Source organism: Fusobacterium sp. SYSU M8D902 (assembly GCF_040199715.1).
Taxonomy (GTDB): domain Bacteria; phylum Fusobacteriota; class Fusobacteriia; order Fusobacteriales; family Fusobacteriaceae; genus Fusobacterium_A.
On record NZ_JBEFNA010000004.1, the window covers coordinates 45,459 to 72,056 of the forward strand.

Annotated in this window: 23 protein-coding genes and 1 tRNA gene; 16 read left to right on the forward strand and 8 right to left on the reverse strand. The window is 31.8% G+C overall.

Annotated elements, in window-relative coordinates; translation table 11 throughout:
• Positions 1-16 precede the first annotated feature (16 nt).
• The 3 genes from ABNK64_RS03390 to ABNK64_RS03400 all read right to left on the reverse strand — a co-directional run bounded on the left by ABNK64_RS03390 (position 17) and on the right by ABNK64_RS03400 (position 4,928).
• Entirely contained in the window at positions 17-1,570 is a 1,554-nt protein-coding gene (locus ABNK64_RS03390) for an AbgT family transporter (protein ID WP_349763469.1), read from the reverse strand.
• A gap of 37 nt (positions 1,571-1,607) precedes the next feature.
• Complete coding sequence (locus ABNK64_RS03395) at positions 1,608-2,897, reverse strand: L-cysteine desulfidase family protein (protein WP_349763470.1); 1,290 nt, start codon at positions 2,895-2,897, stop codon at positions 1,608-1,610.
• A 264-nt stretch (positions 2,898-3,161) separates the two neighbouring features.
• Positions 3,162-4,928: a sigma-54-dependent Fis family transcriptional regulator gene (locus tag ABNK64_RS03400; RefSeq protein ID WP_349763471.1), complete on the reverse strand. Its 1,767-nt coding sequence runs from the start codon at positions 4,926-4,928 to the stop codon at positions 3,162-3,164.
• A gap of 290 nt (positions 4,929-5,218) precedes the next feature.
• On the opposite strand from ABNK64_RS03400, the gene nagE reads away from it, so the two are divergent.
• From nagE to ABNK64_RS03415, 3 genes are all read left to right on the forward strand, one after another.
• Positions 5,219-6,682, forward strand: coding sequence for an N-acetylglucosamine-specific PTS transporter subunit IIBC (nagE, locus tag ABNK64_RS03405; protein ID WP_349763472.1), 1,464 nt, complete (start codon positions 5,219-5,221; stop codon positions 6,680-6,682).
• 107 nt (positions 6,683-6,789) lie between these two features.
• Positions 6,790-6,864 (forward strand) — tRNA-Gln (locus ABNK64_RS03410).
• 157 nt (positions 6,865-7,021) lie between these two features.
• Complete coding sequence (locus ABNK64_RS03415) at positions 7,022-7,354, forward strand: hypothetical protein (protein WP_349763473.1); 333 nt, start codon at positions 7,022-7,024, stop codon at positions 7,352-7,354.
• Positions 7,355-7,521: 167 nt separating this feature from the next.
• On the opposite strand, the gene ABNK64_RS03420 is transcribed toward ABNK64_RS03415, so the two are convergent.
• The 4 genes from ABNK64_RS03420 to ABNK64_RS03435 form a co-directional block, all read right to left on the reverse strand.
• Positions 7,522-8,082: a hypothetical protein gene (locus ABNK64_RS03420; RefSeq protein ID WP_349763474.1), complete on the reverse strand. Its 561-nt coding sequence runs from the start codon at positions 8,080-8,082 to the stop codon at positions 7,522-7,524.
• A gap of 10 nt (positions 8,083-8,092) precedes the next feature.
• Positions 8,093-8,254, reverse strand: coding sequence for a hypothetical protein (locus tag ABNK64_RS03425; protein ID WP_349763475.1), 162 nt, complete (start codon positions 8,252-8,254; stop codon positions 8,093-8,095).
• 138 nt (positions 8,255-8,392) lie between these two features.
• Positions 8,393-9,745, reverse strand: a complete 1,353-nt coding sequence (locus ABNK64_RS03430; RefSeq protein ID WP_291256451.1) for a glucose-6-phosphate isomerase — start codon at positions 9,743-9,745, stop codon at positions 8,393-8,395.
• Positions 9,746-9,766: 21 nt separating this feature from the next.
• Entirely contained in the window at positions 9,767-10,204 is a 438-nt protein-coding gene (locus ABNK64_RS03435) for an S-layer homology domain-containing protein (RefSeq protein WP_291256452.1), read from the reverse strand.
• 182 nt (positions 10,205-10,386) lie between these two features.
• Here ABNK64_RS03435 and ABNK64_RS03440 point away from each other — a divergent pair, with 182 nt between their 5' ends.
• A complete protein-coding gene (locus ABNK64_RS03440; RefSeq protein WP_349763476.1) occupies positions 10,387-11,742 on the forward strand; it encodes an MATE family efflux transporter in 1,356 nt (451 codons plus the stop codon).
• A 64-nt stretch (positions 11,743-11,806) separates the two neighbouring features.
• Here the strand turns inward: ABNK64_RS03440 and ABNK64_RS03445 are convergent, their stop codons facing one another.
• The gene (locus ABNK64_RS03445) at positions 11,807-12,976 is read right to left on the reverse strand and encodes an iron-containing alcohol dehydrogenase (RefSeq protein ID WP_349763477.1); all 1,170 of its coding nucleotides are present in this window, start codon (positions 12,974-12,976) and stop codon (positions 11,807-11,809) included.
• Positions 12,977-13,188: 212 nt separating this feature from the next.
• On the opposite strand from ABNK64_RS03445, the gene yaaA reads away from it, so the two are divergent.
• From yaaA to pth, 12 genes are all read left to right on the forward strand, one after another.
• Complete coding sequence (yaaA, locus tag ABNK64_RS03450; protein WP_291256459.1) at positions 13,189-13,395, forward strand: S4 domain-containing protein YaaA; 207 nt, start codon at positions 13,189-13,191, stop codon at positions 13,393-13,395.
• 23 nt (positions 13,396-13,418) lie between these two features.
• Complete coding sequence (gene recF / locus ABNK64_RS03455) at positions 13,419-14,516, forward strand: DNA replication/repair protein RecF (RefSeq protein ID WP_300342614.1); 1,098 nt, start codon at positions 13,419-13,421, stop codon at positions 14,514-14,516.
• Entirely contained in the window at positions 14,497-15,111 is a 615-nt protein-coding gene (locus ABNK64_RS03460; RefSeq protein WP_349763478.1) for a DciA family protein, read from the forward strand. The genes recF and ABNK64_RS03460 overlap by 20 nt, the downstream gene beginning before the upstream one ends.
• Complete coding sequence (remB, locus tag ABNK64_RS11215; RefSeq protein WP_366523552.1) at positions 15,111-15,371, forward strand: extracellular matrix regulator RemB; 261 nt, start codon at positions 15,111-15,113, stop codon at positions 15,369-15,371. The genes ABNK64_RS03460 and remB overlap by 1 nt, the downstream gene beginning before the upstream one ends.
• The gene (gene gyrB / locus ABNK64_RS03465) at positions 15,368-17,275 is read left to right on the forward strand and encodes a DNA topoisomerase (ATP-hydrolyzing) subunit B (protein ID WP_291256463.1); all 1,908 of its coding nucleotides are present in this window, start codon (positions 15,368-15,370) and stop codon (positions 17,273-17,275) included. The genes remB and gyrB overlap by 4 nt, the downstream gene beginning before the upstream one ends.
• A gap of 96 nt (positions 17,276-17,371) precedes the next feature.
• Positions 17,372-19,915: a DNA gyrase subunit A gene (gene gyrA, locus ABNK64_RS03470; protein WP_349763479.1), complete on the forward strand. Its 2,544-nt coding sequence runs from the start codon at positions 17,372-17,374 to the stop codon at positions 19,913-19,915.
• Positions 19,916-19,955: 40 nt separating this feature from the next.
• On the forward strand, positions 19,956-20,723 hold the full coding sequence (locus ABNK64_RS03475) for a putative universal stress family protein (protein ID WP_349763480.1): 768 nt from the start codon (positions 19,956-19,958) through the stop codon (positions 20,721-20,723).
• Positions 20,724-20,732: 9 nt separating this feature from the next.
• The gene (locus ABNK64_RS03480) at positions 20,733-21,191 is read left to right on the forward strand and encodes a YfcE family phosphodiesterase (RefSeq protein ID WP_300342605.1); all 459 of its coding nucleotides are present in this window, start codon (positions 20,733-20,735) and stop codon (positions 21,189-21,191) included.
• Positions 21,192-21,231: 40 nt separating this feature from the next.
• Complete coding sequence (pheS, locus tag ABNK64_RS03485; protein WP_291256467.1) at positions 21,232-22,248, forward strand: phenylalanine--tRNA ligase subunit alpha; 1,017 nt, start codon at positions 21,232-21,234, stop codon at positions 22,246-22,248.
• Between the two features lie 15 nt (positions 22,249-22,263).
• Positions 22,264-24,651, forward strand: coding sequence for a phenylalanine--tRNA ligase subunit beta (gene pheT, locus ABNK64_RS03490; protein WP_300390390.1), 2,388 nt, complete (start codon positions 22,264-22,266; stop codon positions 24,649-24,651).
• A 98-nt stretch (positions 24,652-24,749) separates the two neighbouring features.
• Positions 24,750-25,958: an L-serine ammonia-lyase gene (locus ABNK64_RS03495; protein ID WP_291256469.1), complete on the forward strand. Its 1,209-nt coding sequence runs from the start codon at positions 24,750-24,752 to the stop codon at positions 25,956-25,958.
• A gap of 18 nt (positions 25,959-25,976) precedes the next feature.
• Complete coding sequence (pth, locus tag ABNK64_RS03500) at positions 25,977-26,537, forward strand: aminoacyl-tRNA hydrolase (RefSeq protein WP_300342599.1); 561 nt, start codon at positions 25,977-25,979, stop codon at positions 26,535-26,537.
• Positions 26,538-26,598: the final 61 nt, after the last annotated feature.

The window sequence follows — 26,598 nt, forward strand, 5'->3', positions numbered from 1 at the left end:
AGTTATTCTAATTTATCTACATTGAGTAGAATAGTCCTCCTCCAATTCCTAGAGGTAGTCCTAACATAAACCACACTATCAATAAAATTATCCATCCTATTAAGAATGCTATTGAGTATGGTATCATAAGTGATATTAGAGTTCCTATACCACTCTTCTTATCATACTTTTGAGCAAATGCCACTATCAATGGGAAGAATGGCATAAGTGGTGCTATTACGTTTGTACATGAATCTCCAACTCTGTATGCTGCTTGAGTCAATTCTGGTGAGAATCCTATTCTCATAAACATAGGTACAAATATTGGAGCCATAATAGCCCATTTAGCAGAGTCAACTGCTATAAATATATTTATAATAGCTGTCATTACTATGAATGCAAATATTAATGGTATTCCTACAAATCCTGTATGCTGTAAAAATTCAGCTCCCTTTACAGATAGTATTATTCCTAAGTTTGAATAGTTGAAAAATACTACGAATTGAGCTGCAAAGAATATAAGCACCATAAATCCAGATAGGTTGTTTATAGATTTTGTCATAAGCTCTATAACATCTTTATCTGATTTTATCTTTCTTGATCCTATTCCATAGAATATACCAGGTATCATAAAGAATAAAGACATTAAAAATACAATTCCAGTCATAAATGGTGAACGTAATAACTCACCTGTTTGAGGATTTCTTAATAGAGCATTTTCAGGTATAACTAGTAGACCTACAACTATTAAGAACACTGCTAAACTTATTAGTGCAAACTTCATTCCTCTCTTTTCATCTAGTGAGATATCATTTACACTGATCTTCTCTTCAGATACATATTCACCTAATCTTGGCTCTATTATCTTCTCAGTAACTAAAGTTCCTACAAAAGTTATTAAGAATGTTGAAGCAACCATAAAGAACCAGTTTCCTGTTGGTAATACAGTGTATGTTGGATCGATCATTCTAGCTGCCTCTGTAGACATTCCTGCAAATACAGGGTCATTTGTTCCTATTAAAAGGTTGGCACTCCATCCTCCAGAAACTCCAGCAAATGTTGCTGCAAGTCCTGCAATTGGGTGTCTTCCAAAACTCATAAACAGTATCGCTCCCAAAGGAACTAGCATAACATATCCAGTAGATGAAGCTACGTTTGATACGATTCCTAAGAAGATGATTGTAGCAGTTACAGCTCTTTTAGGTGTTACAGCAACTATCTTTTTCAAAACAGCTTCCATAAATCCAGAACCATCAGCAACTCCAACCCCCATAATTATAGTAAATACTGTTCCTAACGCTATAAAGTTAGTAAAGTTTTTAATTACAGATGTGTACATAAATCTCAATCCATCAGCAGACAGTAAGTTTACAGCCACAGTCTCTTTTGTTACCAATGATTTAGTAGCAGTATCATAAGTTTCATAAGAAACTTTTAACCCTGATTTTGCTGCTAACCAAGAGATAACAACTAATATTAATGTAAATATTATAAACATTGTAGTTGGATGAGGTAGACCATTCCCTATCTTCTCTACCTTATCCAATGCTTTTAATATAAATCCTTCTCTATTTTTTTGATCTTTTCCCATTGCTTTTTTTAAACCTCCAACACTTTTCAACTAACAATTAAACATTTTTTATCATTATATCTAATATAACTTCGTCAGTTACTTTCATTCCTTGTTGTCCTAATACTCCAACATGCTCTATTGTTTTCTCAACATTTTTTCCTACTATTCCCTCTCCAAATTCGAATTTTCTATTTTTTGAAGCTGCATAGTAAGCATCAAAAGCTGCACTTACTCCACTAGCAATCTTAGTTGCACATGAACTCTTAGCTCCGTCACAGATTACTCCTGACATTGTTCCTAAAGTAGTTTCAATTGCATTTCCAATCTGCTCTAGAGATAATCCTGATAGGAATGATATTGCTCCTGCTACCCCTGCACTTGCACATATAGCTCCACAATAAGCTGATAATCTTCCTATGTTTGATTTAATATGGATAGTTGTCATATGAGAGAAGAATAATCCTCTGATTGTTTCCTCTTTTGATAATCCCTTCTCTTGACAGAATTTTATTACTGGTAATGAACAAGTCATTCCTTGGTTTCCACTTCCACTAGTAGTCATTACTGGTAGTGAGCATCCATTCATTCTTGCGTCACTTCCTGCACTTGCAAAACTTGCCATTTTGTTTCTTAGGTCGTTTCCATAAACTCCCTCTTCCATTCCCTCTTTAATAGTCTTTCCAATAGCTATTCCATATGAATTTGTTAATCCTTCAGTAGCTATTGCTGAGTTATAGTCTATTACTCTTTGGAATGTTGCTTCTATTAAAGATAGATCTATTGTTTTTGCTAAGTTGTAGATTAATTCAACTGAAAGGAAAGTTCTATCAGTCATTACATCTCCAGTACATACCTCATCACAAGATTGCCCTTTGATCTCTACACCATTTTTAACTATTTTTGTTATATTTGTATGGTAGTGTTGGATCTCAACTACTGCTGTGTCATCTCCATAAGTTCCCTCTAATCTTATGTATAATTTTACATCTCCCTCATTTAAGAAAACTTTTATTTTTTTATCATCTAGATATTTTTTTACCTCTGGTAAACGGCTCTTATCTACATGTGCTATAACCATAAGCTCTTTTGTTGAGTCTCCTAAGATAGCTCCCATAGCTGTAGAAGCTTCTATTCCTACCATTCCTTCAGAGTTAGGTATTTTTACACTCTTAACATTTTTTACTATATTTCCTGAAAGGTAAGCATCAATCTTTTCAGGTACATTTCCTAAGATACTTGTTAATTTAGCAGCAGCATATGCGATAGCTATTGGCTCAGTACATCCTTCTGCAGGAACTAACTCCTCTTCTAAAATACTTAATACTTTTTCAGTTATTTTTTCCATTACAAACTCTCCTCCTATAATAAATACTATTAATTTTTATAAATGTCAAATATATTTTAATTTTGAATGTTTTGTGATCAATTTTTACAAAATCAGAAAACAAATTTATAAATTATAGTATATATTTAAGCAAATTATATGCCAATGAAAAAAAATATTAAACCCTCTAAAAATGAGGGTTATTAAGAATCTCTGTATTTTCATTTTGAAAAACTTTTCCATTTTGAAAAATATTTCGTAGGATTTTTTCTATTTTGAAAAAAATTAATCTATCTCAAATTTCTTCATCTTTCTATATAAAGTTGTCAATCCTATTCCCATTTTATCAGAAATAGCCCTTTTCCCATCTGTGCTATCTCCATACTTTTTCAAAGCCTGTAGTATATATCTTTTTTCCAATATTTCAAAATCTACTAAATCCTCATCATCATCTTTTATTATTGGTTGTATACATGTTTTTTTGATACCTTTATTTAGTAATATTGACTCTGGTAAAAAATCTCTACTCAAAATATGACTACTTCCACTCATATTAAACATAAGCTCTATTACATTTTCCAACTCTCTAATATTACCAGGCCAGTTATAATTTGATAATACCCTTATAACCTCTTCATCTATAGATGAGATATACTTGTTAGATATTCTGTTGTATTTGTTTATTAATTTTTCTACAATTGGAAGTATATCCTCTTTTCTCTCTCTCAATGGAAGAAGCTTTATAGGTATAACATTCAATCTATAGTATAGATCACTTCTGAATTTTTGCTCCTTTATTTTCTTTTCAAGATCTACATTTGTAGCTGCAATAATCTTAATATCTAAATCAATACTCTTATTAGATCCAATTCTCTCTATTTTTTTCTCCTGTATTACTCTTAAAATCTTAGCTTGTAGATATAGTGGCATATCTCCAATCTCATCTAAGAATATTACTCCTGTGTTTGCTAACTCAAATTTTCCCATTCTTCCACTGTTATTTGCACCTGTAAAAGCTCCCTTTACATATCCGAAAAGTTCACTCTCTAAAAGTGAATCTGGAATTGCTGAACAGTTGATTACCACAAATGGTTTGTCACTTCTACTACTATGTGAGTGTAGTGAACGTGCTACCAGCTCCTTCCCTGTTCCACTCTCCCCTGTAATCAAAACTGTAGAAGAGGTATCTGCTACTTTTAATATATTCTCCTTTAGATTTTTTGTTGCTATTGAATTTCCATATATATCATCTATTGTTATTACATTATTGTTGTTAGTTATCTCTGCTATATTTCTATTTATCTTTTTAATATCTTCAAATATAAAGATATTATTCTTCTTATTGTCAAAAGAGTTTATTGAGATTAACTTTCCTACCACATTAAATTCTCTTTCAAAAATTAGCAGTTTAAATATCTCCTCATTCATCAGATAATCATTCTGACTCACTATAGACATTGTTTCACCAATACACTCTAAACCTATTTTCAATTTTTTTCTAGCTATCTCATTTATACTAACTATTTTGTTATTTTTATCACTAACTATTACACCTTTGCTTATATTGTCAATTACTGCTCTTAAAGTTCTCTCCTTATCCTCTTGTAACATCTTCTCTTGAAACTCAAAAAACTTTATACCTATAAACTCTGCTATCTGCTTTGTAAAATTTAGGTAAGAATCTATATTTGCAATAATCTTCTTCTTCTGCTCATTGCTAAAACAAACTAGACCTAGTACACCAATTATCTCATTTCGACAGTATATGGGAGTTGATATCTCTAATTTTTCCTGGCAATTCTCTTTATCTTTACATTGAGAACATAGTTCGTGATTTCTTGGGTTTTCAATAATATGAGTCTTCCCTGTTTCCAATGTATTTTTATACACATTTCCCAGAGCTGAAACTCCCTCTATATTCTTATAAAGTCCCGTTCCTGTGACTCTTAACATATTTTTATCAACAACACCAACATCAACATTTATCATATTAGAAATAATGTTTGCATATCTATTTACATCTTCCCTTATATGTAATAATGAAATTTCCACTTTGGCCTCCTAAAAATTAGATATTGTATTACATTGTACCACAAAATTCACTATAAAAAAAGAAAATTAAATTAAATCTCCTAAAATTTATTTTCTTTTATTTTTTAAAAAACACATTTTTACATAAATATATTATTTTAGAACAAATAGTCATAAAATTCTTACTTTTTTATGAAAAAAATTATAGAATTTTTTTTAATTTTGTGCTATAATCAATTCAAGATATTTGAAATAAAAATTCGTATTTTGTAATTTTTTATGAAATATAATATTTAAAAGGAGGAAGTTTTATGTTTAACTATCTACAAAAAATTGGTAAAGCATTAATGGTTCCAGTAGCAGTTCTACCAGCTGCAGCAATCCTTATGGGTATTGGATACTGGATAGACCCAACAGGTTGGGGAGCAAATAGCCAACTTGCTGCATTCTTAATTAAGGCAGGTGCCGCTATTATCGACAATATGCCTATACTATTTGCTGTTGGTGTTGCTTTTGGACTTTCTAAGGATAAAAATGGTGCTGCTGCTCTAGCTGGATTAGTTGCTTTTGAAGTTGTTACTACTCTACTATCTGTAGGTGCAGTTGCTCAAATGACAGGAATCGCTCCTGATCAAGTTTCTCCTGCTTTTGGAAAAATTAACAACCAATTCGTAGGAATACTTTGTGGGGTTATTGCTGGAGAGTTATATAACAAATTCCATACTTTAGAACTACCTAAGTTCTTAGCTTTCTTTAGTGGAAAAAGATTTGTTCCTATTATAACTTCAGTTGTTATGTTAGTTGTTTCATTTATATTACTATATATTTGGCCAGTTATCTACTCTGGTTTAGTTGGATTTGGAATTAGCATTGCTAAATTAGGACCAGTTGGAGCTGGAGTATATGGATTCTTTAACAGATTATTGATCCCAGTTGGATTACACCACGCTTTAAACTCTGTATTCTGGTTTAACGTTGCTGGTATCAATGATATTGGAAGATTCTGGGGAGACCCAGCAGCTGCTTATGCTGGATTACCTGCTGCAGTTGAAGGATCTTACCACGTTGGAATGTACCAAGCAGGATTCTTCCCTATTATGATGTTTGGATTATTAGGAGCTTGTTTCGCTTTCATCAAAACTGCTAAACCTGCTAATAAAGAGAAAATAAAATCTATCATGTTAGCTGCTGGATTTGCAAGTTTCTTTACTGGAGTAACTGAACCTATTGAATTTGCATTTATGTTCGTTGCACCAGCTCTATACTTATTACACGCTTTACTAACTGGTATAGCTGTATTCTTAGCTGCTTCATTAGATTGGATGGCTGGATTTGGATTCTCTGCTGGATTCGTTGACTTTGTACTATCACTACGTAACCCTAATGCTCACAATCCAATAATGTTAATAGTTCTAGGATTAATCTTCTTCGTAATCTACTATGTAGTATTTACATTTGCAATCAATAAATTTAACATCAAAACTCCTGGAAGAGAAGATGAAGATATGGTTGAAGTTGAAGTTAATGCTAATGGTGTTTCTGCTCATATGGCTGTAGCTTCTGCTCTATTACCTCTATTAGGTGGAAAAGAAAACTTAGTTTCTATTGATAACTGTGCTACAAGATTGAGATTAGAAGTTGTTGATGGAGAAAAAGTTAATGATGCTGAAATTAAAAAAGTAGCTGCTGGAATAATGAAAAGAGGAAATGCTGTACAAGTTATCATTGGACCACACGTTGAATTTGTTGCTACTGAATTAAAAAAATTAGTTTAATTAAACTATAAAAATTAAAAGCTGTCACTTGTTTGGCAGCTTTTTTTATTTTTTTCAAAAAAAATTATTGACTTAATAAAAATTATATGGTAATATAAATATGTTGTTGGGGTGTCGCCAAGCGGTAAGGCAACGGACTTTGACTCCGTCATGCGTTGGTTCGAATCCAGCCACCCCAGCCATTCACTAAGCGTTTAAAGCTGTCTATATAGACAGCTTTTTTTTTTACTATTTTTCAAAAAGAATGACAAAATCTACATAAATTTTAGTATAATATTAAATATAGTAATTCTTAAAAATTATCAAATCACTATAAAAAAGTAATGGGGGAATGAAGGAATGAAAAAGAAGTTAATAATTTTAACATTTATTATTCTAACAAGTTATAGTTATGCTAAGAAAGAAAATTTTAAGTATAAGAGTAGAAGAGAGAAAGAGAGCTTTTTAACTGAGATCTTGGAATTAGATGACATTCCTTTATTAGAAAAAGATGAATTATTTGAAGAGTGGCACTCTATATTAGAAGATTTGACTGAAAAAGCATTGGAAGATAACAATGCATTAGAAGAATTAATGGAGTGGAAAGAAATTCATAGTGAATTATCTAAAAAACATAGAAAAATTAGAAAAGATATAGATGATGACGACGATGATGATGAAGATGACGATTAATAATCTAATTGATAGATATTTTAGAGAGTAGGTGCCAACTACTCTCTTTTTAAGATAATAAAAAAGACGAGGCTTTAGTAATTTATTTAAGTGAATTACCAAAACCCCCATTGAAACTTTATTTTATTTTACCTAGCAATACCATTTGACAAAGAATCTTAATTTTTTTATCTGCTCTTTATATACATCGGTATACACTCTCTCAAATATGGTTTATTACTTTTTTTCATATAATTTTCAAAACTTTTAAATTCATTTCTAGAGTATAAACTTTCAGCTTCTGGCACAGAATATAAAATTATAAATTGTGCTCCAACTATATCAATTATATAATTAGATATAAACTCTAATATTTTTGAAATCAATACATCACTAAGATAAAATTTAGTCCCTTTTTTCTCTTCTTCTTCATTATACGAAACATGATGATATTTTTTTTCTAAAGCAAAGTAACTTATTTCAATTGCTGAAGATATATAACTTATTTCTGAATTATCATTATCTTCAATATAGATTCCATTAGCACTTAAAGAAAAGAATCCTAACAAATCATTATTATATAAAATTAAATAAGTACTAACTCTGTGTTCTTCTATAGCATTTCCTTGTAAAAAAAAGTCAAATTCTAAATTCCCGCAAGAAAATCCGTTTGTTAAATTCAAATTATCATAATTTAATTTTTCTATTTTAATATTATCTAAATCTATTTCAGAAAAATATTTAAACATAAATTCACCTTTATTTTTCATAAAATGCATATAACATTTCTAATTTGGCTTTCACTTTACTAACTGAACTATTTATTGTCGGAGCATCTGCTTTAGATATTTCTTTTTTAAATTCTTGAGTTTTATCTGAAGAAATCGAAAAAGCAACTTTAGGTTTAACAAAACTTCTCATAATAACTCCTCCTACTTTCATAATCACTAATGTATATATATTATAATATTTCTATCAGTATATTTCAACTATTTTTGTATTCCCTTGAATAAATAAACTACTAAAAATTACAAAGGAGAGCTAAACTCTCCTTTGTAATTACTTATTTCCTAATCTTTCATTTAAAGCTTCTGCTTCTTTTTCATATCCTTTTTTACCTAATAAAGCAAACATATTAGCCTTATAAGATTCTACACCTGGTTGGTTAAATGGATTTACTCCTAAGATATATCCACTTATTCCACAAGCTTTTTCAAAGAAGTAGAATAGGTATCCTAAATGGAAAGGTGTTGCTTCAGGAACATTTACTATTAAGTTAGGAACTCCACCATCCACATGAGCAAGTAGTGTTCCTTGTGATGCTTTCTTATTTACAAAATCCATTCCTTTTCCAGCCAAATAGTTTAATCCATCTAAGTCAGCTTCTTCTGCTTCTATTATGATATCCTCTTCTGGCTCTCCTATCAATACTGCAGTTTCAATTAACTCTCTTCTTCCATCTTGGATATATTGTCCCATTGAGTGTAAATCTGTTGAAAAATCTGCTGCTGCTGGGAATAATCCCTTTCCATCTTTTCCTTCAGATTCTCCAAATAACTGCTTCCACCATTCACCAAAATAGTGTAATCTTGGCTCATAGTTAATTAACATCTCTATGTTTTTACCTCTTCTATTTAGGATATTTCTAATAGCTGCATATTTGTAACAATCATTCTCTTCAAATGATGCTGTATAATCATTTTGAGCCTCTCTTGCTCCAGCCATTAATTCATCTATATCTATTCCAGCACAAGCTATTGGTAATAATCCTACTGGAGTTAAAACTGAGAATCTTCCACCTACATCATCAGGAATAACAAAAGTCTCATATCCCTCTTCATCTGCTAATTTCTTTAATGCTCCCTTAGCTTTGTCTGTAGTAGCATAGATTCTATTTTTAGCTTCAGATTTTCCATATTTCTCTTCAATATGTTTTTTCAACACTCTAAAAGCTATAGCTGGTTCAGTTGTAGTTCCTGATTTAGAGATTACATTGATTGAGTAATCTTTTCCCTCTAATAGATCTAAAAGGTGTTTTAAATATACACCAGATATATTGTTTCCTACATAGAATATCTCTGTACCTTTTCTCTTCTCCTTTGGTAAGTTGTTATAAAAAGTATGTGACAAGAAGTCAATAGCTGCTCTTGCTCCTAAATATGATCCCCCAATTCCCACTACTAAAAGGATATCTGAATCCTTTTTTATCTTTTCTGCTGCTGCTTTAATTCTTTCAAATTCATCTTTATCATAGTTAGTTGGCAACTCTATCCAACCTAAAAAGTCATTACCAGCCCCATTTTTCTCTTTTAAAAATTTTTCTGCTGATAATACTTGTGACTTCATTAGAGCTAATTCCTCTTCACTCATAAATTGAAGTGCTTTTGAATAATCAAATGACAGTTTTTTCATAATGTACTCCTCCTAATTTATTTAATTTTTATCTTCAAGAGCTTCCACTCTTTTTTTCAAGTCTGCTATAGTTTTCTCATTTGTATTGATTCTCTCTCTCAAAATATCTATTGTCTCATTTATAACATCTATTCTATTAATAAAGGTTGTAGAGTCAAAACCTATCTTATTTAACTCTTGAGAAAATTCAAACATAAGTGATTCCAAAATATTTAAATCCTCTTTATTCGCCTTTTTTAAATCCACATAGTCCAGAGCTTTGGCCAAATTAAAAGCAAAGTCATACCTGTTCATGGGTTCATTCCCATCAAATCTATATCTATTCTCTACGATTATCCCCTTATCAATCAATGATTGTATCTGAGGATAAGCCCAGTGATCTTTATTCAAATCTTCAAATTTTGTCTCTGCAAATACTGCTGAAGAAAACACAATTAATAAAACAATTATATATCTCATATGACCTTTCCTTCTCTCTTTTTTATTCTTTTTCATCACTTTAAGTATAGCATATTGAAGAGATTTTATCCACTAAATATCATTAGTTAAATTATCTTTTATCTATATTTTATCTTTTTTCTGTGTTAAAATTATTCCATAAAGTTATCAATTTTTTTAAATATATAAAATAGGAGTGAAAGATGAATAATACAGCTACAAAATTAGAAAAAGCCCCATTAAAAGAGTTGTTTGTCACTATGGCTATACCCTCTGTCCTAGCTCAATTGATAAATGTACTCTACAACATTATAGATAGGGTATATATTGGTCACATAGAGGGGATTGGTTCACTAGCACTTACAGGTGTTGGAGTTACCTTTCCTATAATTATGGTAGTCTCTGCTTTTAGTGCCTTTGCTGGACAGGGAGGTGCCCCTTTAGCATCTATATTTTTAGGAGCCAAAGATTATGATAAGGCTGAGAAGATCTTGGGAAACAGTTGTGCTCTACTTCTACTTTTTTCAGTAGTTTTAACAATTTTTTTCCAAATTTTTAAGTTACCACTTCTCTATGCTTTTGGTGCTAGTAGCAATATAATTCACTATGCAAATGATTATATAACTCTATATCTGTGTGGAACTATTTTTGTTATGCTCTCTCTTGGTTTAAATACCTTTATAAGTGGGCAAGGAAATGCTAAAACTGCCATGCTATCCGTACTCATTGGTGCTGTAACAAATATAATCCTAGATCCCATCTTTATCTTTAAGTTGGAAATGGGTGTCAAAGGAGCTGCACTAGCTACCCTTATCTCACAAGCCTTAAGTAGTTTATGGGTGGTTTCTTTCTTAATCTCAGAAAGAAGTGTTATTAAAATAAAAACAAAAAATCTTAAATTTGATAAAAAAATACTCTCTAAAATAGGAACACTAGGAGTATCTCCATTTATAATGCAGAGTACTGAAAGTCTTGTCCTTTTAACTCTAAACTCTGGATTACAAAAATATGGTGGAGATATTTATGTAGGTTCTATGTCTATTTTAACAAGTATTTTACAACTTATAACTGTTCCTGTTTCAGGTATCACTCAAGGTATACAACCAATAATAAGCTATAACTATGGGGCTAAAAATATCAGAAGAGTATTACAAACTTTTAAATCTCTATTGATAGTGTGTCTAAGTGTTACATTGATTATGGGTGGTTTAGGAGTATTCTTTCCTGAAATCTATGTAGGTATTTTTACAGAGTCACCAGAGTTGAGTAAAATTACCATAAAATATATGCCTATATTCATACTTGGTATGTGTATCTTTGGAATACAACAAGCTATTCAAGGGACATTCTTAGCTTTAGGACAGGCTAAATACTCAATATTTATAGCCCTTTTAAGAAAGGTTATTCTTCTTGTTCCACTGGCTATTATCCTTCCAAAATTTTTTGGAGTACAGGGTATCTACTGGGCTGAACCATTGGCTGATATAAGTTCTGTAACTATAGCTAGTACCACATTCCTTCTAACGTTTAAAACAATTTTAAGAATAAAAAGAAAATAGATAACAAAAAAGGAAAAAAATTACTTTACCAATTATAGTAATTTTTTTCCTCTTATAATCTAAATTAATCTAAGCACATTTCATAGATTCTTTTTATATCCTCTTTATTAAGCTCTTTGAATCCCTTTAAAATTCCATTTCCACAAGCTTTTTCAGCCATTATATCAAAATGAGTTCTATCTATACCCAACTCTTTTAAATTGCTTGTAAGTCCAAGCTCAACAAATAGAAACTCTTCAAATCTTTTTATTCCTTCTAGAGCTGCACTCATATTATCCAATTTTGAGTCCACTCCAAAGACAGCCACAGCAAAATTTCTAAATCTCTGTGCATTCTCTTCATCTAATATATATCTCATCCAACGAGGAGTAACAATTCCTAATCCAAGTCCATGAGTTATATCATAGTAAGCTGAAAGTTGATGTTCCATAGAGTGACAACTCCAACTACAATGTTGACAACTTCTTACAAATCCATTTATAGCCCAAGAGGATGTCCACATCAAATTAGCTCTTGCCTCCTCATTTTCTGGATCTTTCATTGCTATTGGTGCATATTTTACAACACTTTTCATCATTCCTTCCATAAAACAATCCAACATATACATACTTCCCTCTGTATTGAAATACGTCTCAATTATATGAGAAAGTATGTCCACTGATCCACAAGCAGTTTGATAAGAAGATACTGTATATGTATTCTTAGGATCTAGGAATGATACCTTAGGTTGCATCAATGGTGAAGCTACACCGATCTTATCATTTGTCTCCATATTACTAATTACTCCACCAGCATCCATCTCTGAACCTGTTGCTGCTAAAGTTAAGATTGTTACAATTGGTAGACACTTTGTCACAGGAACCTTTTTAGTAACTATATCCCAAGCATCTCCCTCATAATAAGTAGCTGCTGCAATAGCCTTAGTACAATCTATTACAGATCCTCCACCTATTGCTAAAAGCACATCTATCTTCTCTTTTTTACAGATATCTGCTCCTGCATTTACAGAGGTTACTCTTGGATTTGGCTCAATTCCACTCAATTCAAATATCTCCAATTCCTCTTTTTTCAACTCTTCTAAAACTTGATCATAAAGTCCAATCCTTTTTATAGATCCTCCACCATAGCAGATTAAAACTCTATCTCCTAGCTTTTTAATCTCCTTTCCCAATTTTGATAGTTGATCACTTCCAAAATACACCTTAGTCGGAATATTATATACAAACTTATACATAGGCTCCACCTCTCTTTTTATCCTTCCCTTTCTATATTATATCACAAAGAATAACAATTTATTATACCTTTCACAAGTTTCAAAATTTTTAGAAAATATTATCAAAGATGTAAGCATGATAAACATTGGAAAATCATTAAAAATATGATATACTATAAAGTAGGCTAACTGTTTTTTTAAAAAAATTACTATAGATATTAAGGAGATAAAATATGAAAGAGATTAAAATTTCAACTGAATTCATTAAGTTGGATCAATTTTTGAAATGGACTGGTGTGTGTGATACTGGAGTAGATGCAAAATTCTTTATTCTTGACGGAAATGTTAAGGTAAATGGTGAAATAGAAGAAAGAAGAGGAAAGAAGTTGTATCCTGGAGATAAGGTTGAAGCTGCTGGAGAGACTTTTTTAGTTAAATAATTTTTTATAGGGTGGATTAAGCTTTGGAAATATTAGAGATTAATTATGTGAACTTTAGAAATTTAATTGATGGAAATATTAAATTTTTTCCAAAACTTAATCTATTTTTTGGAAAAAATGGTCAAGGAAAGACAAGTTTGTTAGAGGCTGTATATTTTAATGCCACAGGAAAAAGTTTTAGAACCTCAAAAGTCAATGAGGTAATGAAATATGGCTCAACTAAGACTGGGGTATATATCTTGTATAGAGATAGTATCTCTGAAAAATCTCTTACATTGAAATTTAACAATGAAAAGAAGGAGTACTATTACAACAATAAAAAAATATCATATGATGAGTTTTATGGAAGATTAAATATAGTGACATATATACCTGAAGATATTGTTTTAATTACAGGTTCTCCATCAGTGAGGAGAACTTTTTTTGACGGTGAAATTGCCCAAGCAAACAATGAGTATTTCCAAGATTTAAAAAACTATAACAAACTTCTTAAGATTAGAAATAAATATCTAAAAGAGCAAAAAACAAGAGATCCTGAGTTCTCAATATATGAAGAGGAATTTATTAAGTATGGAGCTAAGGTCATTGAAAAGAGATTGGAATATGTTCAAAGAATCTCAATCATCTTAAATCTAAACTATAGAAAACTATTTGATGATAAGAAAGAGTTGAGTTTATCTTATGATTGTCATCTAGGAAATATCAAAAAACTCTCTTTTGAAGATATAAAAAGACTTTTAAGAGAAAAAATAGAGAAAAAATTTGCTCAAGAAAAAAGATATGGTTTCTCTCTGTGTGGACCTCAAAAAGATGATTTTCTTTTTATTCTCAATGGACATGAAGCAAAGTCTACTGCTTCTCAAGGTGAGAAAAAATCTATAATTTTCTCTTTGAAACTCTCTGAAATTGATATGATAATCAGAGAAAAAAAGGAAAATCCTGTGCTTATTATTGATGATATATCATCTTATTTTGATTCCAATAGAAAGGATAGTATCTTAAATTATCTTGAAAAAAGAAATATTCAAGTGCTCTTGAGTTCAACAAATAAATTGGGAATAGACTCCAAAGATTTTTATGTAGAAAGTGGTGAAATTGAATATGGCCGAGAAATTAAGTAATGTTAGTGATATGATAGATGTTGCTGTAAAAAAAAGCAGACGTCTTAAAGAGGGGATACTTAAATCTGAATGGAGTAAGATTGTAGGTAAGATATGTAAGGAGTGCCAACCTGATTTTATAAAAGATGGTGTCCTACACATCAGAGTTAAAAGTCCTGTCTTTGTTCATCACTTTACACTTGAAAAAAATAGATATATCAAGATTATAAATGAGTATTTTGATGAGGATATTATACAGGATATCATTATAAAATCTGGTAAGCTAGATGAAAATAGAGAGGCTTATCTAGCAAAGGTAGATACAGAGGAAAATATCCCAAGTACTACTGACAATAATAATGATGTAGAGAATAAAAATGATCTTTCCTCTCTGACTGGAGAGACTTTAAATAATAGAATTTTAGAGAAGGTCGCTGCACTTAGTAAGATGGCTTTAGAGAGAGAGAACTATCTCCTAACTCATGGTTTTAAAAAGTGTAAAGTTTGTGGGATGCTATATGAGGGAGAAGAGTTGTTCTGTAAGGTCTGTATAGACAATGGAAATGCTAAAAAATACATAAAAGATAATGGATTATCTGATGAAGAAGATGAGTAATGTATCTTTTTTTAGAAAATAATCTTATGATTCCCACAAAGGATATTTTGCTTATTATTGATTATATACATATTCAAAGTAGCGAAAATATCGAGTTCTTTCAAAATGAACTCAAACATAAGGAGTTAGTAGAATTAACTCTAAAAGATAAAAAAAGTGTTGTCCTCACTGATAGGAAGGTATATGTTACCTCTTATGGGACTCAAACGCTTTTCAGTAGATGTAATGAATTTTTTAATATAATTGGAGGTAGAAAGTGAGTAATAATTATCAAGCGGAAGACATAACAGTCCTTGAAGGATTAGAAGCAGTAAGAAAAAGACCAGGAATGTATATAGGAACAACATCAGAAAGAGGATTGCACCATTTAGTTTGGGAGATAGTGGATAACGCTGTGGACGAAGCTCTTGCTGGATATTGTACTCACATTGAGGTGAATATACTTCCAGACAACGTTATTGAAGTAGTGGATAATGGAAGAGGTATCCCAGTTGGTATCCACCCTAAATATGGTAAGTCTGCTCTTGAGATAGTTCTTACAGTTTTACATGCTGGAGGAAAATTTGAAAATGATAACTACAAGGTTTCTGGAGGACTTCACGGAGTTGGAGTATCTGTAGTTAATGCTCTTTCTCAATGGTTAGAAGTAGAGGTTAAAAAAGAGGGGAAAATCTGGTACCAAAAATATGATAGAGGTATACCTCAAGAGGATGTAAAAGAGATCGGTCTATCTGATGACCATGGAACAACAGTAAGATTCAAAGCTGACTATGAGATATTTGAAACTTTAATCTATGATTACAACACTTTAAAGAATAGATTAAAAGAGTTAGCATATCTAAATAAAGGGCTTGTTATAACTCTTACAGATTCAAGAAAAGAACCATTTAAAAAGGAGGTTTTTGAATTTGAAGGAGGTATTGGAGATTTCTTAAGAGAGATAACTGAAGATACTGAAAAACTTATAAAAGAGCCTATCTATATGACTGGTGAAGTGGATAATATCGGTGTTGAGGTAGCATTTTTATACACAGTTAATCAGTCTGAAATAATCTACTCATTTGTAAATAACATCAACACACATGAGGGGGGTACTCATGTACAAGGATTTAGAACTGCTCTTACTAGAATAATTAACGACATTGGTAAGGCACAAGGATTCTTGAAAGAGAAAGATGGAAAATTACAGGGAAATGATATTAGAGAAGGTGTTACAGCTATTGTTTCTGTAAAAGTTCCTCAGCCACAATTTGAAGGGCAAACAAAAACAAAACTTGGTAACTCTGAAGTGACTGGAGTAGTTTCAACTATAGTTGGATCTCAATTAAAAGTTGTTTTAGAGGATAATCCTAGCGATACAAAGGTTATAATTGAGAAGATATTAAACTCTAAGAAAGCTAGAGAGGCAGCTCAAAGAGCTAGAGAGTTAGTTCTTAGAAAATCTGCTTTAGAAGTTGGATCTCTACCAGGAAAATTAGCTGACTGTTCATCTAAGAATCCTGAAGAGTGCGAACTTTATATAGTTGAGGGAGATTCAGCTGGTGGATCTGCTAAACAGGGAAGAGATAGATCTCATCAGGCTATACTTCCATTGAGAGGTAAGATACTAAACGTTGAGAAAGCTGGTCTTCACAGAGCTCTTGAAAATAATGAGGTAAGAGCTATGATCACTGCTTTTGGTACAGGTATTGGAGATAACTTTAACTTAGAAAAACTTAGATATGGTAAGATCATTCTTATGACTGACGCCGACGTTGATGGTGCTCACATCAGAACTCTTTTATTAACATTTATATACAGATATATGGTGGAATTAATCTACAATGGAAACGTATTTATTGCTCAGCCACCACTTTACAAGATATCTTATGGTAAACAGATCAAATATGCTTACTCTGATAGAGAATTAAAAGAGATAACTGAAGCTTTTGAAGGAGAGGACAAAAGATATACTCTTCAAAGATATAAAGGATTGGGAGAGATGAATCCTGAACAGCTTTGGGAAACAACTATGGATCCTCAAAATAGAACTCTATTAAAAGTGACTATAGATGATGCTAGAGCAGCTGATATGCTATTTGATAAACTGATGGGAGACAAGGTTGATCCTAGAAGAGAGTTTATTGAAGAGAATGCTGAATACGTTAAAAACTTAGATATTTAATAGATAGAAAAATCCTTCGTATAATACACATATATATTGATTTATGTGGTATAATCTACTGAAGGTAAAATTAAGATTAAGAGGAGAAATAATCGTATGTCGAATATAAATAATAGATACATAGAAGATGAAATGAAAGAATCATACCTTGATTATTCAATGAGTGTTATTGTAAGTAGAGCTCTTCCAGATGTAAGAGATGGAATGAAACCTGTACATAGAAGAATACTATTTGCTATGAATGAACTTGGTATGAGTTTTGATAAACCATATAAAAAATCAGCCAGAATCGTCGGGGAAGTACTAGGTAAGTACCACCCTCACGGTGACTCTGCTGTTTATGGAACAATGGTTAGAATGGCTCAGGATTTCAACTACAGATATCCTTTGATCTCTGGACATGGAAACTTTGGATCAATCGATGGAGATTCTGCAGCTGCAATGAGATATACTGAGGCTAGAATGGCTAAGATAAGTAATGAACTTCTAGAGGATATAGATAAAAATACTATTGATTTTAGAAAAAACTTTGACGATTCATTGGATGAGCCTACAGTTTTACCTGCTAAACTTCCTAACTTACTTTTAAATGGAGCAACTGGAATAGCTGTTGGTATGGCTACTAATATCCCTCCTCACAATCTAGGAGAGGTTGTAGATGGAACTTTAGCTCTTATTGAAAATCCAGATCTAACTCCACTTGATCTAATGGAGTATATAAAAGGACCTGACTTCCCTACTGGAGCTATCATAGATGGAGATAAGGGTATTAAAGATGCTTATATGACAGGTAGAGGAAAAGTAAGAGTAAGAGGTAAAATTGATATTGAAGAGTTGAAAAATGGAAAAATAAATATTATAATAAAAGAAATCCCATATCAACTTAATAAATCTACTCTTATTGAGAGAATTGCTGATCTAGTAAAGGATAAAAAGATAGTTGGTATATCAGATCTTAGAGATGAGTCAGATAGAGATGGTATCAGAGTTGTTATTGAGTTAAAGAAAGGTGAGGAGCCTGAATTAATTCTAAATAAACTTTACAAATACACAGAGTTGCAAAATACATTCGGTATAATTATGCTGGCTCTTGTAAACAATACTCCAAAGGTATTGAACTTAAAACAGATCATTGAAGAGTATATCAAACATAGATTTGAAGTTATCACAAGAAGAACTAAGTTCAACTTAGAAAAAGCAGAGAAGAGAGCACACATATTACAAGGTTATAGAATTGCTCTTAATAATATAGATAGAATTATTGAATTGGTTAGAGGTGCCTCTGATGGTAACCAAGCTAGAGAACAACTAGTAGAAAAATATGGTTTTACAGATGTACAAGCTAGAGCCATACTTGATATGAAGCTACAAAGATTAACTGGATTAGAGAGAGATAAGGTTGAGGCTGAATATCAAGAGATTGAAAAATATATTGCTGAATTGAGAGATATTTTAGCTAATGATTCAAGAATATATGAGATTATGAAAACTGAACTTCAAGAGTTAAAAGATAAATACAATGATGAGAGAAGAACTGTCATTGAAAAAGAGAGAAAAGAGATAACTCAAGAGGATCTTATCAAAGATGAGGCTGTAATACTTACATTCACTAATAAAGGTTATGTTAAGAGAATGGAGTTAAGCAAGTACAAAGCTCAAAGAAGAGGTGGAAAGGGAGTAGCTAGTCAAAATACTGTTGAAGATGACTTTGTAGAGAATATTGAGTCAGCTAACAACCTAGATACACTTTTAATCTTTACAAACCAGGGAAGAGTACACAATATAAAAGTGTATGAGATTCCTGAGACATCTAAACAATCTAGAGGTAGATTGATAGGTAATATCATCAAGCTTAGAGATGATGAGAAAATTAGAGCTATCATCAAGACTAGAGATTTCTCTAATGAGAACGAGGTTATCTTCGTAACTAAAGATGGAATTGTTAAAAAGACTAACCTAAGCGAATTTAAAAATATAAATGTTTCTGGTTTAAAAGCTATTAAATTAAAAGATGACGACGACATAATATATGTTGGACTTATTGAAAATATAGATAAAGAGGAGCTATTAATAGCTACTCAAAATGGTTACTCTATCAGATTCTCTTGTGAACAAGTAAGACATACTGGTAGAGATACTATGGGAGTAAAAGGGTTAACTCTTAGAGACAATGATACAGTTGTTTCTGCTCTACTTATAAAAGATGCTGAAAATAGCAGTATCTTAACTATCACAGAGAACGGTTATGGTAAGAGAAGTAAGATATATGAGTATCCAGCACAATCTAGAACTGGTAAGGGAGTTATCAATTTAAGATGTAATCCTAAGACTGGTGCTGTTGTATCTGTCCTTTCTGTTACACAAGGTGAGCAGTTAATGGCTATCACATCTTCTGGAGTAGTTATAAGAATAGCTGTAGAGGATATTGTCCTATATGGTAGAGCTACTCAAGGTGTAATCATTATGAAGGTCAATGGAAAAGATGAAAAAGTTGTTTCTATTACTAGAGTTAAGTCTGAAGATGCTGATGATGAATTAGATAAAATCGAAGCAGTTAGTACAGTTTCAAGTGAGGTTATAACTACTGAGGAAAATCAACCTTCTGAAGAGGAAGAGATGATAGAGGAAACAGTGGAATAATTATATTTAATCAACTTACATTTTAAATGGGGTGATATCTATGAAAAGAGCATTAGTTTTATTTGGAAATGAAATTGAAAGAGAAAATTTAATTGACAGTGCAGTTTATTTGGAAAAAGAGTTTGGCTTTAAAATCTATCCCCTTTACATCAAAGATATGTCAAGAGAGAAGCTATTAACTACAACAGATGGTTTTATGATGGCTGGTAGAGCTCCTGTTATATCTCAAGGTTGGGACGAGGTTGAAAAAGGTGAAATCGAAAGTATCAAAAAACTACTGAAAGAAAAAGGGGTTGCTTCTGAACTTGTAATAGATATTGGGCTTGTACCTGAAATTGTCACAGAACATATGAAAAGATGTGATATTCTTATTATGGGAAAAAATGATATTTTAAATGAAAATGAGGTAAGTATATTAAAAGGAAATTACAAATCAATATTCTTGATTGGTGAAAAACCTCTATCTCATATGAATAACATAGTTATAGCTAACGACAATGGTGTCAAAATCAACAGAAGTTGCTATCACTTTATAAATATCTTCCCACACATCAATGAGTTCTCATCTTTTGCTATTAATAAAGAGATTGAGGAAAATATATTGATTGAATATCTAGAGGAACACAATAAAAAAATTAAACATGAAGAGTTAGTAACAAATAATTTTGAAGAGATTTTGAAAAAAGTAGATGGTGCTGACTTACTAATTATGGGAAATCTAAGTAGAAGTTATTTCTTTGAAAAGATAATAGGTAAAAATGGTATTAAATTATTAGAAAAAGGAAAGGCTCCTATATTTATAGGATAAGAGTTAAAAATGAAAGTTTTAATAATTTCGGATTCACACAAAAGATTAAATACATTGATTAATATTTATAAAAAAGAGCAACCAGATGTTGTTATCTGTGCTGGAGATCATAGTACTGACGGGGAGGAGCTTTCCTATCTGTACCCTGACTCTAAATACTATATAGTTCGGGGAAATTGTGATATTTTCGACAGAAGATATGAAGATGAAGTGATAATTGAGCTAGAAGGATCTAAGATCCTTCTGGCTCATGGTCACGAATATGGAGTAAAATTCTCCTATGATTCTATCGAGGAGAGAGGAAAAAGATTAAATTGTAATATTGTTATTTTTGGTCATACTCACATCCCATATATTTCAAAAAAAGATGGTATTATATTATTTAACCCAGGTGCTGTATATGACAATGAATATGGAATTTTAAATATTACTGAAAAAGATATTGAATTTTTTCATAAAAGTATATAAAATTTTTAAATATAAAAGCCTTTTAAACTAGGGAGGAAAAATGAAAGAAAAGGTAGCACAACTTAAAGAAACTGCTAATCTTAGCATAGAAAAAGCAGAATCTTTACTAGAATTAGAAGAAATTAGAGTAAAATTACTTGGGAAAAAAGGGGAGTTAACTGAAATTTCAAAAGGGATGAAAAATCTTACTCCTGAGGAGAGACCAATAGTTGGACAATTAGTTAATGAGTTGAGAGAGTTTATCAACTCTAAATTAGAGTCTAAAAATATGGAATTGAAAGAAAAAGAGAAAAATCAAAGATTAGCTGAAGAGGTTATTGATATAACTCTTCCTGGAAAAAGAAATGTATTAGGAACTACACACCCAATAACTGATACTATGAATTTTATGAAAAATATATTCATAGATATGGGATTTGATGTAGCTGATGGACCTGAAGTGGAGTATGTAAAATACAATTTTGATGCATTAAATATTCCTGAAACTCATCCTTCAAGAGATATTACTGATACATTCTATATCAATGATGATGTTGTTTTAAGAACTCAAACTTCACCAGTTCAAGTTAGATACATGCTTGAGCATAAACCACCATTTAGAATGATCTGTCCTGGTAAGGTTTATAGACCTGACTACGATATATCTCATACACCTATGTTCCATCAAATGGAAGGTTTAATGATTGGTGAAAACATTTCATTTGCTAACTTTAAAGCTATTTTAACTGAGTCATTAAAGAAAATGTTTGGAGATACTGAAGTTAGATTTAGACCTCACTTCTTCCCATTCACAGAGCCTTCTGCTGAGGTAGATATACAGTGTGCTGTATGTAAAGGTAAAGGTTGTAGAATGTGTAAAGATAGTGGTTGGGTAGAGATAATGGGTTGTGGAATGGTTGACCCTGAGGTTCTAAAAGCTGTTGGTTATGATCCAGAAGAGGTAAGTGGATTTGCCTTTGGTATGGGTATAGAGAGAGTGGCAATGTTAAGACGTGGAATAAATGACTTAAGAGCTTTCTTTGAAAATGATGTAAGATTTTTAAAACAATTTAAGTAATTCTGGAGGAGAGTAATGTTAATTTCTTTAGACTGGTTAAAACAGTATGTTGATATAAAAGAAGATTTAAAAGAATTAGATAACGCTTTGACTATGATAGGGCAAGAGGTTGAGGCTATCGAAATTCAAGGTAAAGATCTTGACAATGTAGTTATAGGACACATTGTAGAGTATGGAAAACACCCTAACTCTGACAAGTTAACTCTTGTTAAAGTAGATGTTGGAAATGAAGAGGTTTTACAAATAGTTTGTGGAGCTCCAAACCATAAATTAGGAGATAAGGTTGTTGTAGCTAAAATTGGTGCTGTACTTCCTGGAGATTTCAAAATTAAAAAGAGTAAAATTAGAGATGTAGAATCTTATGGTATGCTATGCTCTCAAGTTGAACTTGGTATTGGAGAAGATGGAGATGGAATTATAATCCTTCCTGAAGATGCACCTATTGGAGAAGAGTATAGAAAATATATGGGTCTAGATGACGTTATTTTTGAACTTGAAATAACTCCTAACAGACCAGATTGCCTATCTCATATAGGTATAGCTAGAGAGATAGCTGCTTACTATGGTAGAAAGGTAAAATACCCTTCTGTAACTTATACAGAGGCTATTGATCCTACTACAACTGTTGCTAAAGTTACTATCGAAGATAAAGAAAGATGTAAGAGATATATGGGAAGAGTTATCAGAAACGTTACTGTTGGTGAATCTCCTGAATGGCTTAAGAAAAGAATTAGAGCTATGGGATTAAAACCTATCAACAATATAGTTGATATTACTAACTTTGTAATGTTTGAATATAATCAACCTATGCACGCTTTTGACCTAGATAAAGTAGCTAATGGAAGTATTACAGTTAGAGCTGCTAAAGAGGGTGAAAAAATAGTAACTCTTGATGGTGTTGAAAGAGAATTAAATGGAGAATTAGTTATAGCTGATGATGAAAAAGTTACTGCTATTGCTGGAATTATTGGTGGAGTTGGAACTGAAATCACTTCAGAAACTAAAAATGTATTCTTAGAAGTAGCATACTTCACTCCTGAAAATATTAGAAAAACAGGAAGAAAACTTGGAATCTCTACTGATTCATCTTATAGAAATGAGAGAGGAACTGATATAGAGAATATTCCTGATTCTAGTGAGAGAGCAGCTGCTCTTATTGCTGAATTAGCTGGTGGAGAGATCCTAGATGGAGCTATTGATAGATATGTTGAAAAGCCACAAAAATATGAGATCCCACTAAGCTTACAAAAATTAAATAAATTCATAGGAAAAGAGCTTTCTCCTGAGATTGTTGGAAAGATCTTAAGTAACTTAGGACTTGGAATTAAGACACTTTCTCAAGATACTCTAGTTATCACTCCACCTACATATAGAGGAGATCTAACTAGAACTGCTGATATCTATGAAGAAGTTATTAGAATGTATGGATTTGAAAATATTGAAGCTGTTATGCCAATTGAAAATATACAAGCTGGTAAAAAAGCTCCAAATATTGATTTGATAGATAATACAAAGGAAATTTTAAGAGAGATCGGACTTCAAGAGGTTATAAACTACTCTTTTATTCCTAAAAATGTAGTGGATATACTTAATATAAAAGATAGGGTTATCGAGATCAAAAACCCATTAAGTGAAGATATGTCTATACTTAGACCTACTCTAATGTGGAGTTTACTTGCTAACATAAGAGATAATATCAATAGAAATCAATTTGATCTTAGATTATGTGAGGTTTCTAGAGTATTTACTCCAGCTGAAGAGTTAGCTGATGAAGATCTTAGAATCTGTATTGGACTTTCTGGTAGACCTGAGAGAACTCTATGGAATCCAAAACCAGAAGCTTATGATTTCTACACTCTTAAAGGTTATGTAGAGAAGCTTATGGAGTACCTAGGTATAGCTAGATACAAACTTGAAAGAAGCAGTAACTGTAATTTCCATCCAGGAAGAAGTGCAGAGATTAAGATAGGTAATGACACTATTGGAATCTTTGGAGAGATACATCCTGATGTTCAAGAGAAGATGGAGATAAAGAGAGAGAGAGTATATATAGCTGAATTAGACCTTACTAAATGTACAAAATATATGAAAGGTCAAGCTAAATATGAGAAGATTGTCAAGTATCCAGAAGTTACTAGAGACCTTGCAATTGTTCTTTCTAAAGATGTACTTGTTGGTAATATGGTAGAAAACTTAAAAAGAGTATCTCCTATTATTGAAAACATCAATATTTTTGACGTTTATGAGGGAGAGAGAATAGACGCAGATAAAAAATCTGTAGCTCTTAGTATCGTACTTAGAAATAAAGAAAAAACTCTTGATGAAAAAGAGATAAGTACTGCAATCGAAAAAATACTTACAACTATCTCAAAAGATTATAAAGGTGAGATCAGACAAGCATAAATTAACAAAGTGAAAAAAGCTTGAAAAGGAGTTTTTCTAGCTTTCTTCACTTTTTTTTAAATGGTTAACAAAAATTTTATATACTTAAGGAGGTTAGAATGGATAGTTTAAAGGAGTTGTTTAAGATAGGAAATGGACCTTCAAGTTCTCATACAATGGGTCCAGAGAGAGCAGCTAAAAAATTTAAAGCAAAAAATCCAAATGCCACAAAATTTGAAGTTGAACTATATGGTTCTCTAGCACTTACTGGTAAAGGACATCTTACTGACTGGATAATAATTGAGACTATGAAACCTATTCCTACTGATATAGTTTGGAAACCTGAAATTGTTCATAGATACCATACTAATGGAATGCTTTTTAAAGCATTTGACAAAGATAATAAGCAGATAGATGAATGGTTGGTATTCTCTGTTGGTGGTGGAACTATAATGGAGCATTACCAAGAGAGAAAAGGAGCTCTATCTGTGTATACTTTAAATACTATGAAAGACATTCAACAGTGGTGTGAAGAGAATCAAAAAGAGTATTGGGAGTATGTAGTAGAGTGTGAAGGAGAGGAGATTTTTCCATTCCTAAAAGAGATTTGGGAGGCTATGAAAGCTGCGGTTGAAAAGGGAATCTCTACAACTGGTATCCTTCCAGGAAGTTTAAAATACCCTAGAAAAGCTTCTAACTTCTATAGAAAGGCTAGAAATAATCACAGTAGAGGTGGTTTCTTAGGTAGAATATTTGCCTATACACTTGCTGTTTCAGAGGAAAATGGAGCTGGAGGAAGAGTTGTTACTGCTCCTACTTGTGGTGCTTGTGGAGTTATCCCAGGACTTTTATACGCTATGAGAGAGGAGTATGATCTAAGTGAAGACGAGATCTTAAGAAGCTTAGCTGTAGCTGGTCTTATTGGAAACTTGATCAAAGAGAATGCTACAATATCAGGTGCTGAAGGTGGTTGTCAAGCTGAGATAGGTTCTGCTTGTTCAATGGCTGCTGCTATGGCTTGTTTCCTTTTAGGTGGATCTCTTGCTCAGATAGAATATGCTGCAGAGATGGCTTTAGAACATCATCTTGGATTGACTTGTGACCCTGTAGGTGGATATGTTCAAGTGCCTTGTATAGAGAGAAATGCTGCTGCTTCTGCTAGAGCTTTAGACGCTGCTGCTTACAGCCTATATACTGATGGAAAACATAAGGTTACATTTGATCAAGTTGTTAGAACTATGGGAGAAACAGGTAAGGATTTAAAACAGGAATACAGAGAAACTTCATTGGGTGGTTTAGCTAAATTTACATTTAATGCTGAATGTTAAAAAGGAGATTACAAAATAATGAAACTGATTGTTGGACTTGGAAATCCAGGGAATAAATATGAAAAAACAAGACATAATATAGGATTTGAAGTAATTAATCAACTTCAAAAAGAACTTGGAATAACAAATGAAAGGGAGAAATTTCAAGGACTTTTAAGTGAAAAGATAGTTGATGGTGAGAAAATACTATTTTTAAAACCACAAACTTTTATGAATTTAAGTGGAAATTCTATCATAGAAGTTGTTAATTTTTATAAAATAGATCCAAAAAAAGAGTTAATTGTTATCTATGATGATATGGATCTTCCTGTTGGAAAATTGAGAGTAAAAGAGAAGGGAAGTTCTGGTGGGCACAACGGTATAAAGTCGATTATATCACATCTTGGAGATCAATTTTTACGTATAAAATGTGGTATAGGTAGAGGAAAGGACAATACTATTGATTTTGTACTAGGACAGTTTGATAAAAGTGAACAAAAAGAGGTAACATTAATGATTGAGACAGCTGCTAAATGTGCCATAGACATAGCTTTAGATCTGGATTTAGGAAAAATAATGCAAAAATATAACAAAAAGTGATTAAAAAAATATCGAAAATATGTTGTTAAATAGTAATAAATATGATAAACTTAGTTTAGTA

Excerpts from the sequence above, each read along its gene's own strand:
- gyrA (WP_349763479.1), top strand. The coding sequence starts at position 17,372 with ATGTCGAATATAAATAATAGATACATAGAAGATGAAATGAAAGAATCA.
- ABNK64_RS03395 (WP_349763470.1), bottom strand. The coding sequence starts at position 2,897 with ATGGAAAAAATAACTGAAAAAGTATTAAGTATTTTAGAAGAGGAGTTA.
- ABNK64_RS03390 (WP_349763469.1), bottom strand. The coding sequence starts at position 1,570 with ATGGGAAAAGATCAAAAAAATAGAGAAGGATTTATATTAAAAGCATTG.
- pth (WP_300342599.1), top strand. The coding sequence starts at position 25,977 with ATGAAACTGATTGTTGGACTTGGAAATCCAGGGAATAAATATGAAAAA.
- ABNK64_RS03480 (WP_300342605.1), top strand. The coding sequence starts at position 20,733 with ATGAAAGTTTTAATAATTTCGGATTCACACAAAAGATTAAATACATTG.
- pheT (WP_300390390.1), top strand. The coding sequence starts at position 22,264 with ATGTTAATTTCTTTAGACTGGTTAAAACAGTATGTTGATATAAAAGAA.
- nagE (WP_349763472.1), top strand. The coding sequence starts at position 5,219 with ATGTTTAACTATCTACAAAAAATTGGTAAAGCATTAATGGTTCCAGTA.
- ABNK64_RS03435 (WP_291256452.1), bottom strand. The coding sequence starts at position 10,204 with ATGAGATATATAATTGTTTTATTAATTGTGTTTTCTTCAGCAGTATTT.
- ABNK64_RS03430 (WP_291256451.1), bottom strand. The coding sequence starts at position 9,745 with ATGAAAAAACTGTCATTTGATTATTCAAAAGCACTTCAATTTATGAGT.
- yaaA (WP_291256459.1), top strand. The coding sequence starts at position 13,189 with ATGAAAGAGATTAAAATTTCAACTGAATTCATTAAGTTGGATCAATTT.
- ABNK64_RS03475 (WP_349763480.1), top strand. The coding sequence starts at position 19,956 with ATGAAAAGAGCATTAGTTTTATTTGGAAATGAAATTGAAAGAGAAAAT.
- pheS (WP_291256467.1), top strand. The coding sequence starts at position 21,232 with ATGAAAGAAAAGGTAGCACAACTTAAAGAAACTGCTAATCTTAGCATA.
- ABNK64_RS03445 (WP_349763477.1), bottom strand. The coding sequence starts at position 12,976 with ATGTATAAGTTTGTATATAATATTCCGACTAAGGTGTATTTTGGAAGT.
- ABNK64_RS03460 (WP_349763478.1), top strand. The coding sequence starts at position 14,497 with ATGGCCGAGAAATTAAGTAATGTTAGTGATATGATAGATGTTGCTGTA.
- ABNK64_RS03420 (WP_349763474.1), bottom strand. The coding sequence starts at position 8,082 with ATGTTTAAATATTTTTCTGAAATAGATTTAGATAATATTAAAATAGAA.
- ABNK64_RS03415 (WP_349763473.1), top strand. The coding sequence starts at position 7,022 with ATGAAAAAGAAGTTAATAATTTTAACATTTATTATTCTAACAAGTTAT.
- ABNK64_RS03495 (WP_291256469.1), top strand. The coding sequence starts at position 24,750 with ATGGATAGTTTAAAGGAGTTGTTTAAGATAGGAAATGGACCTTCAAGT.
- ABNK64_RS03425 (WP_349763475.1), bottom strand. The coding sequence starts at position 8,254 with ATGAGAAGTTTTGTTAAACCTAAAGTTGCTTTTTCGATTTCTTCAGAT.
- remB (WP_366523552.1), top strand. The coding sequence starts at position 15,111 with ATGTATCTTTTTTTAGAAAATAATCTTATGATTCCCACAAAGGATATT.
- ABNK64_RS03440 (WP_349763476.1), top strand. The coding sequence starts at position 10,387 with ATGAATAATACAGCTACAAAATTAGAAAAAGCCCCATTAAAAGAGTTG.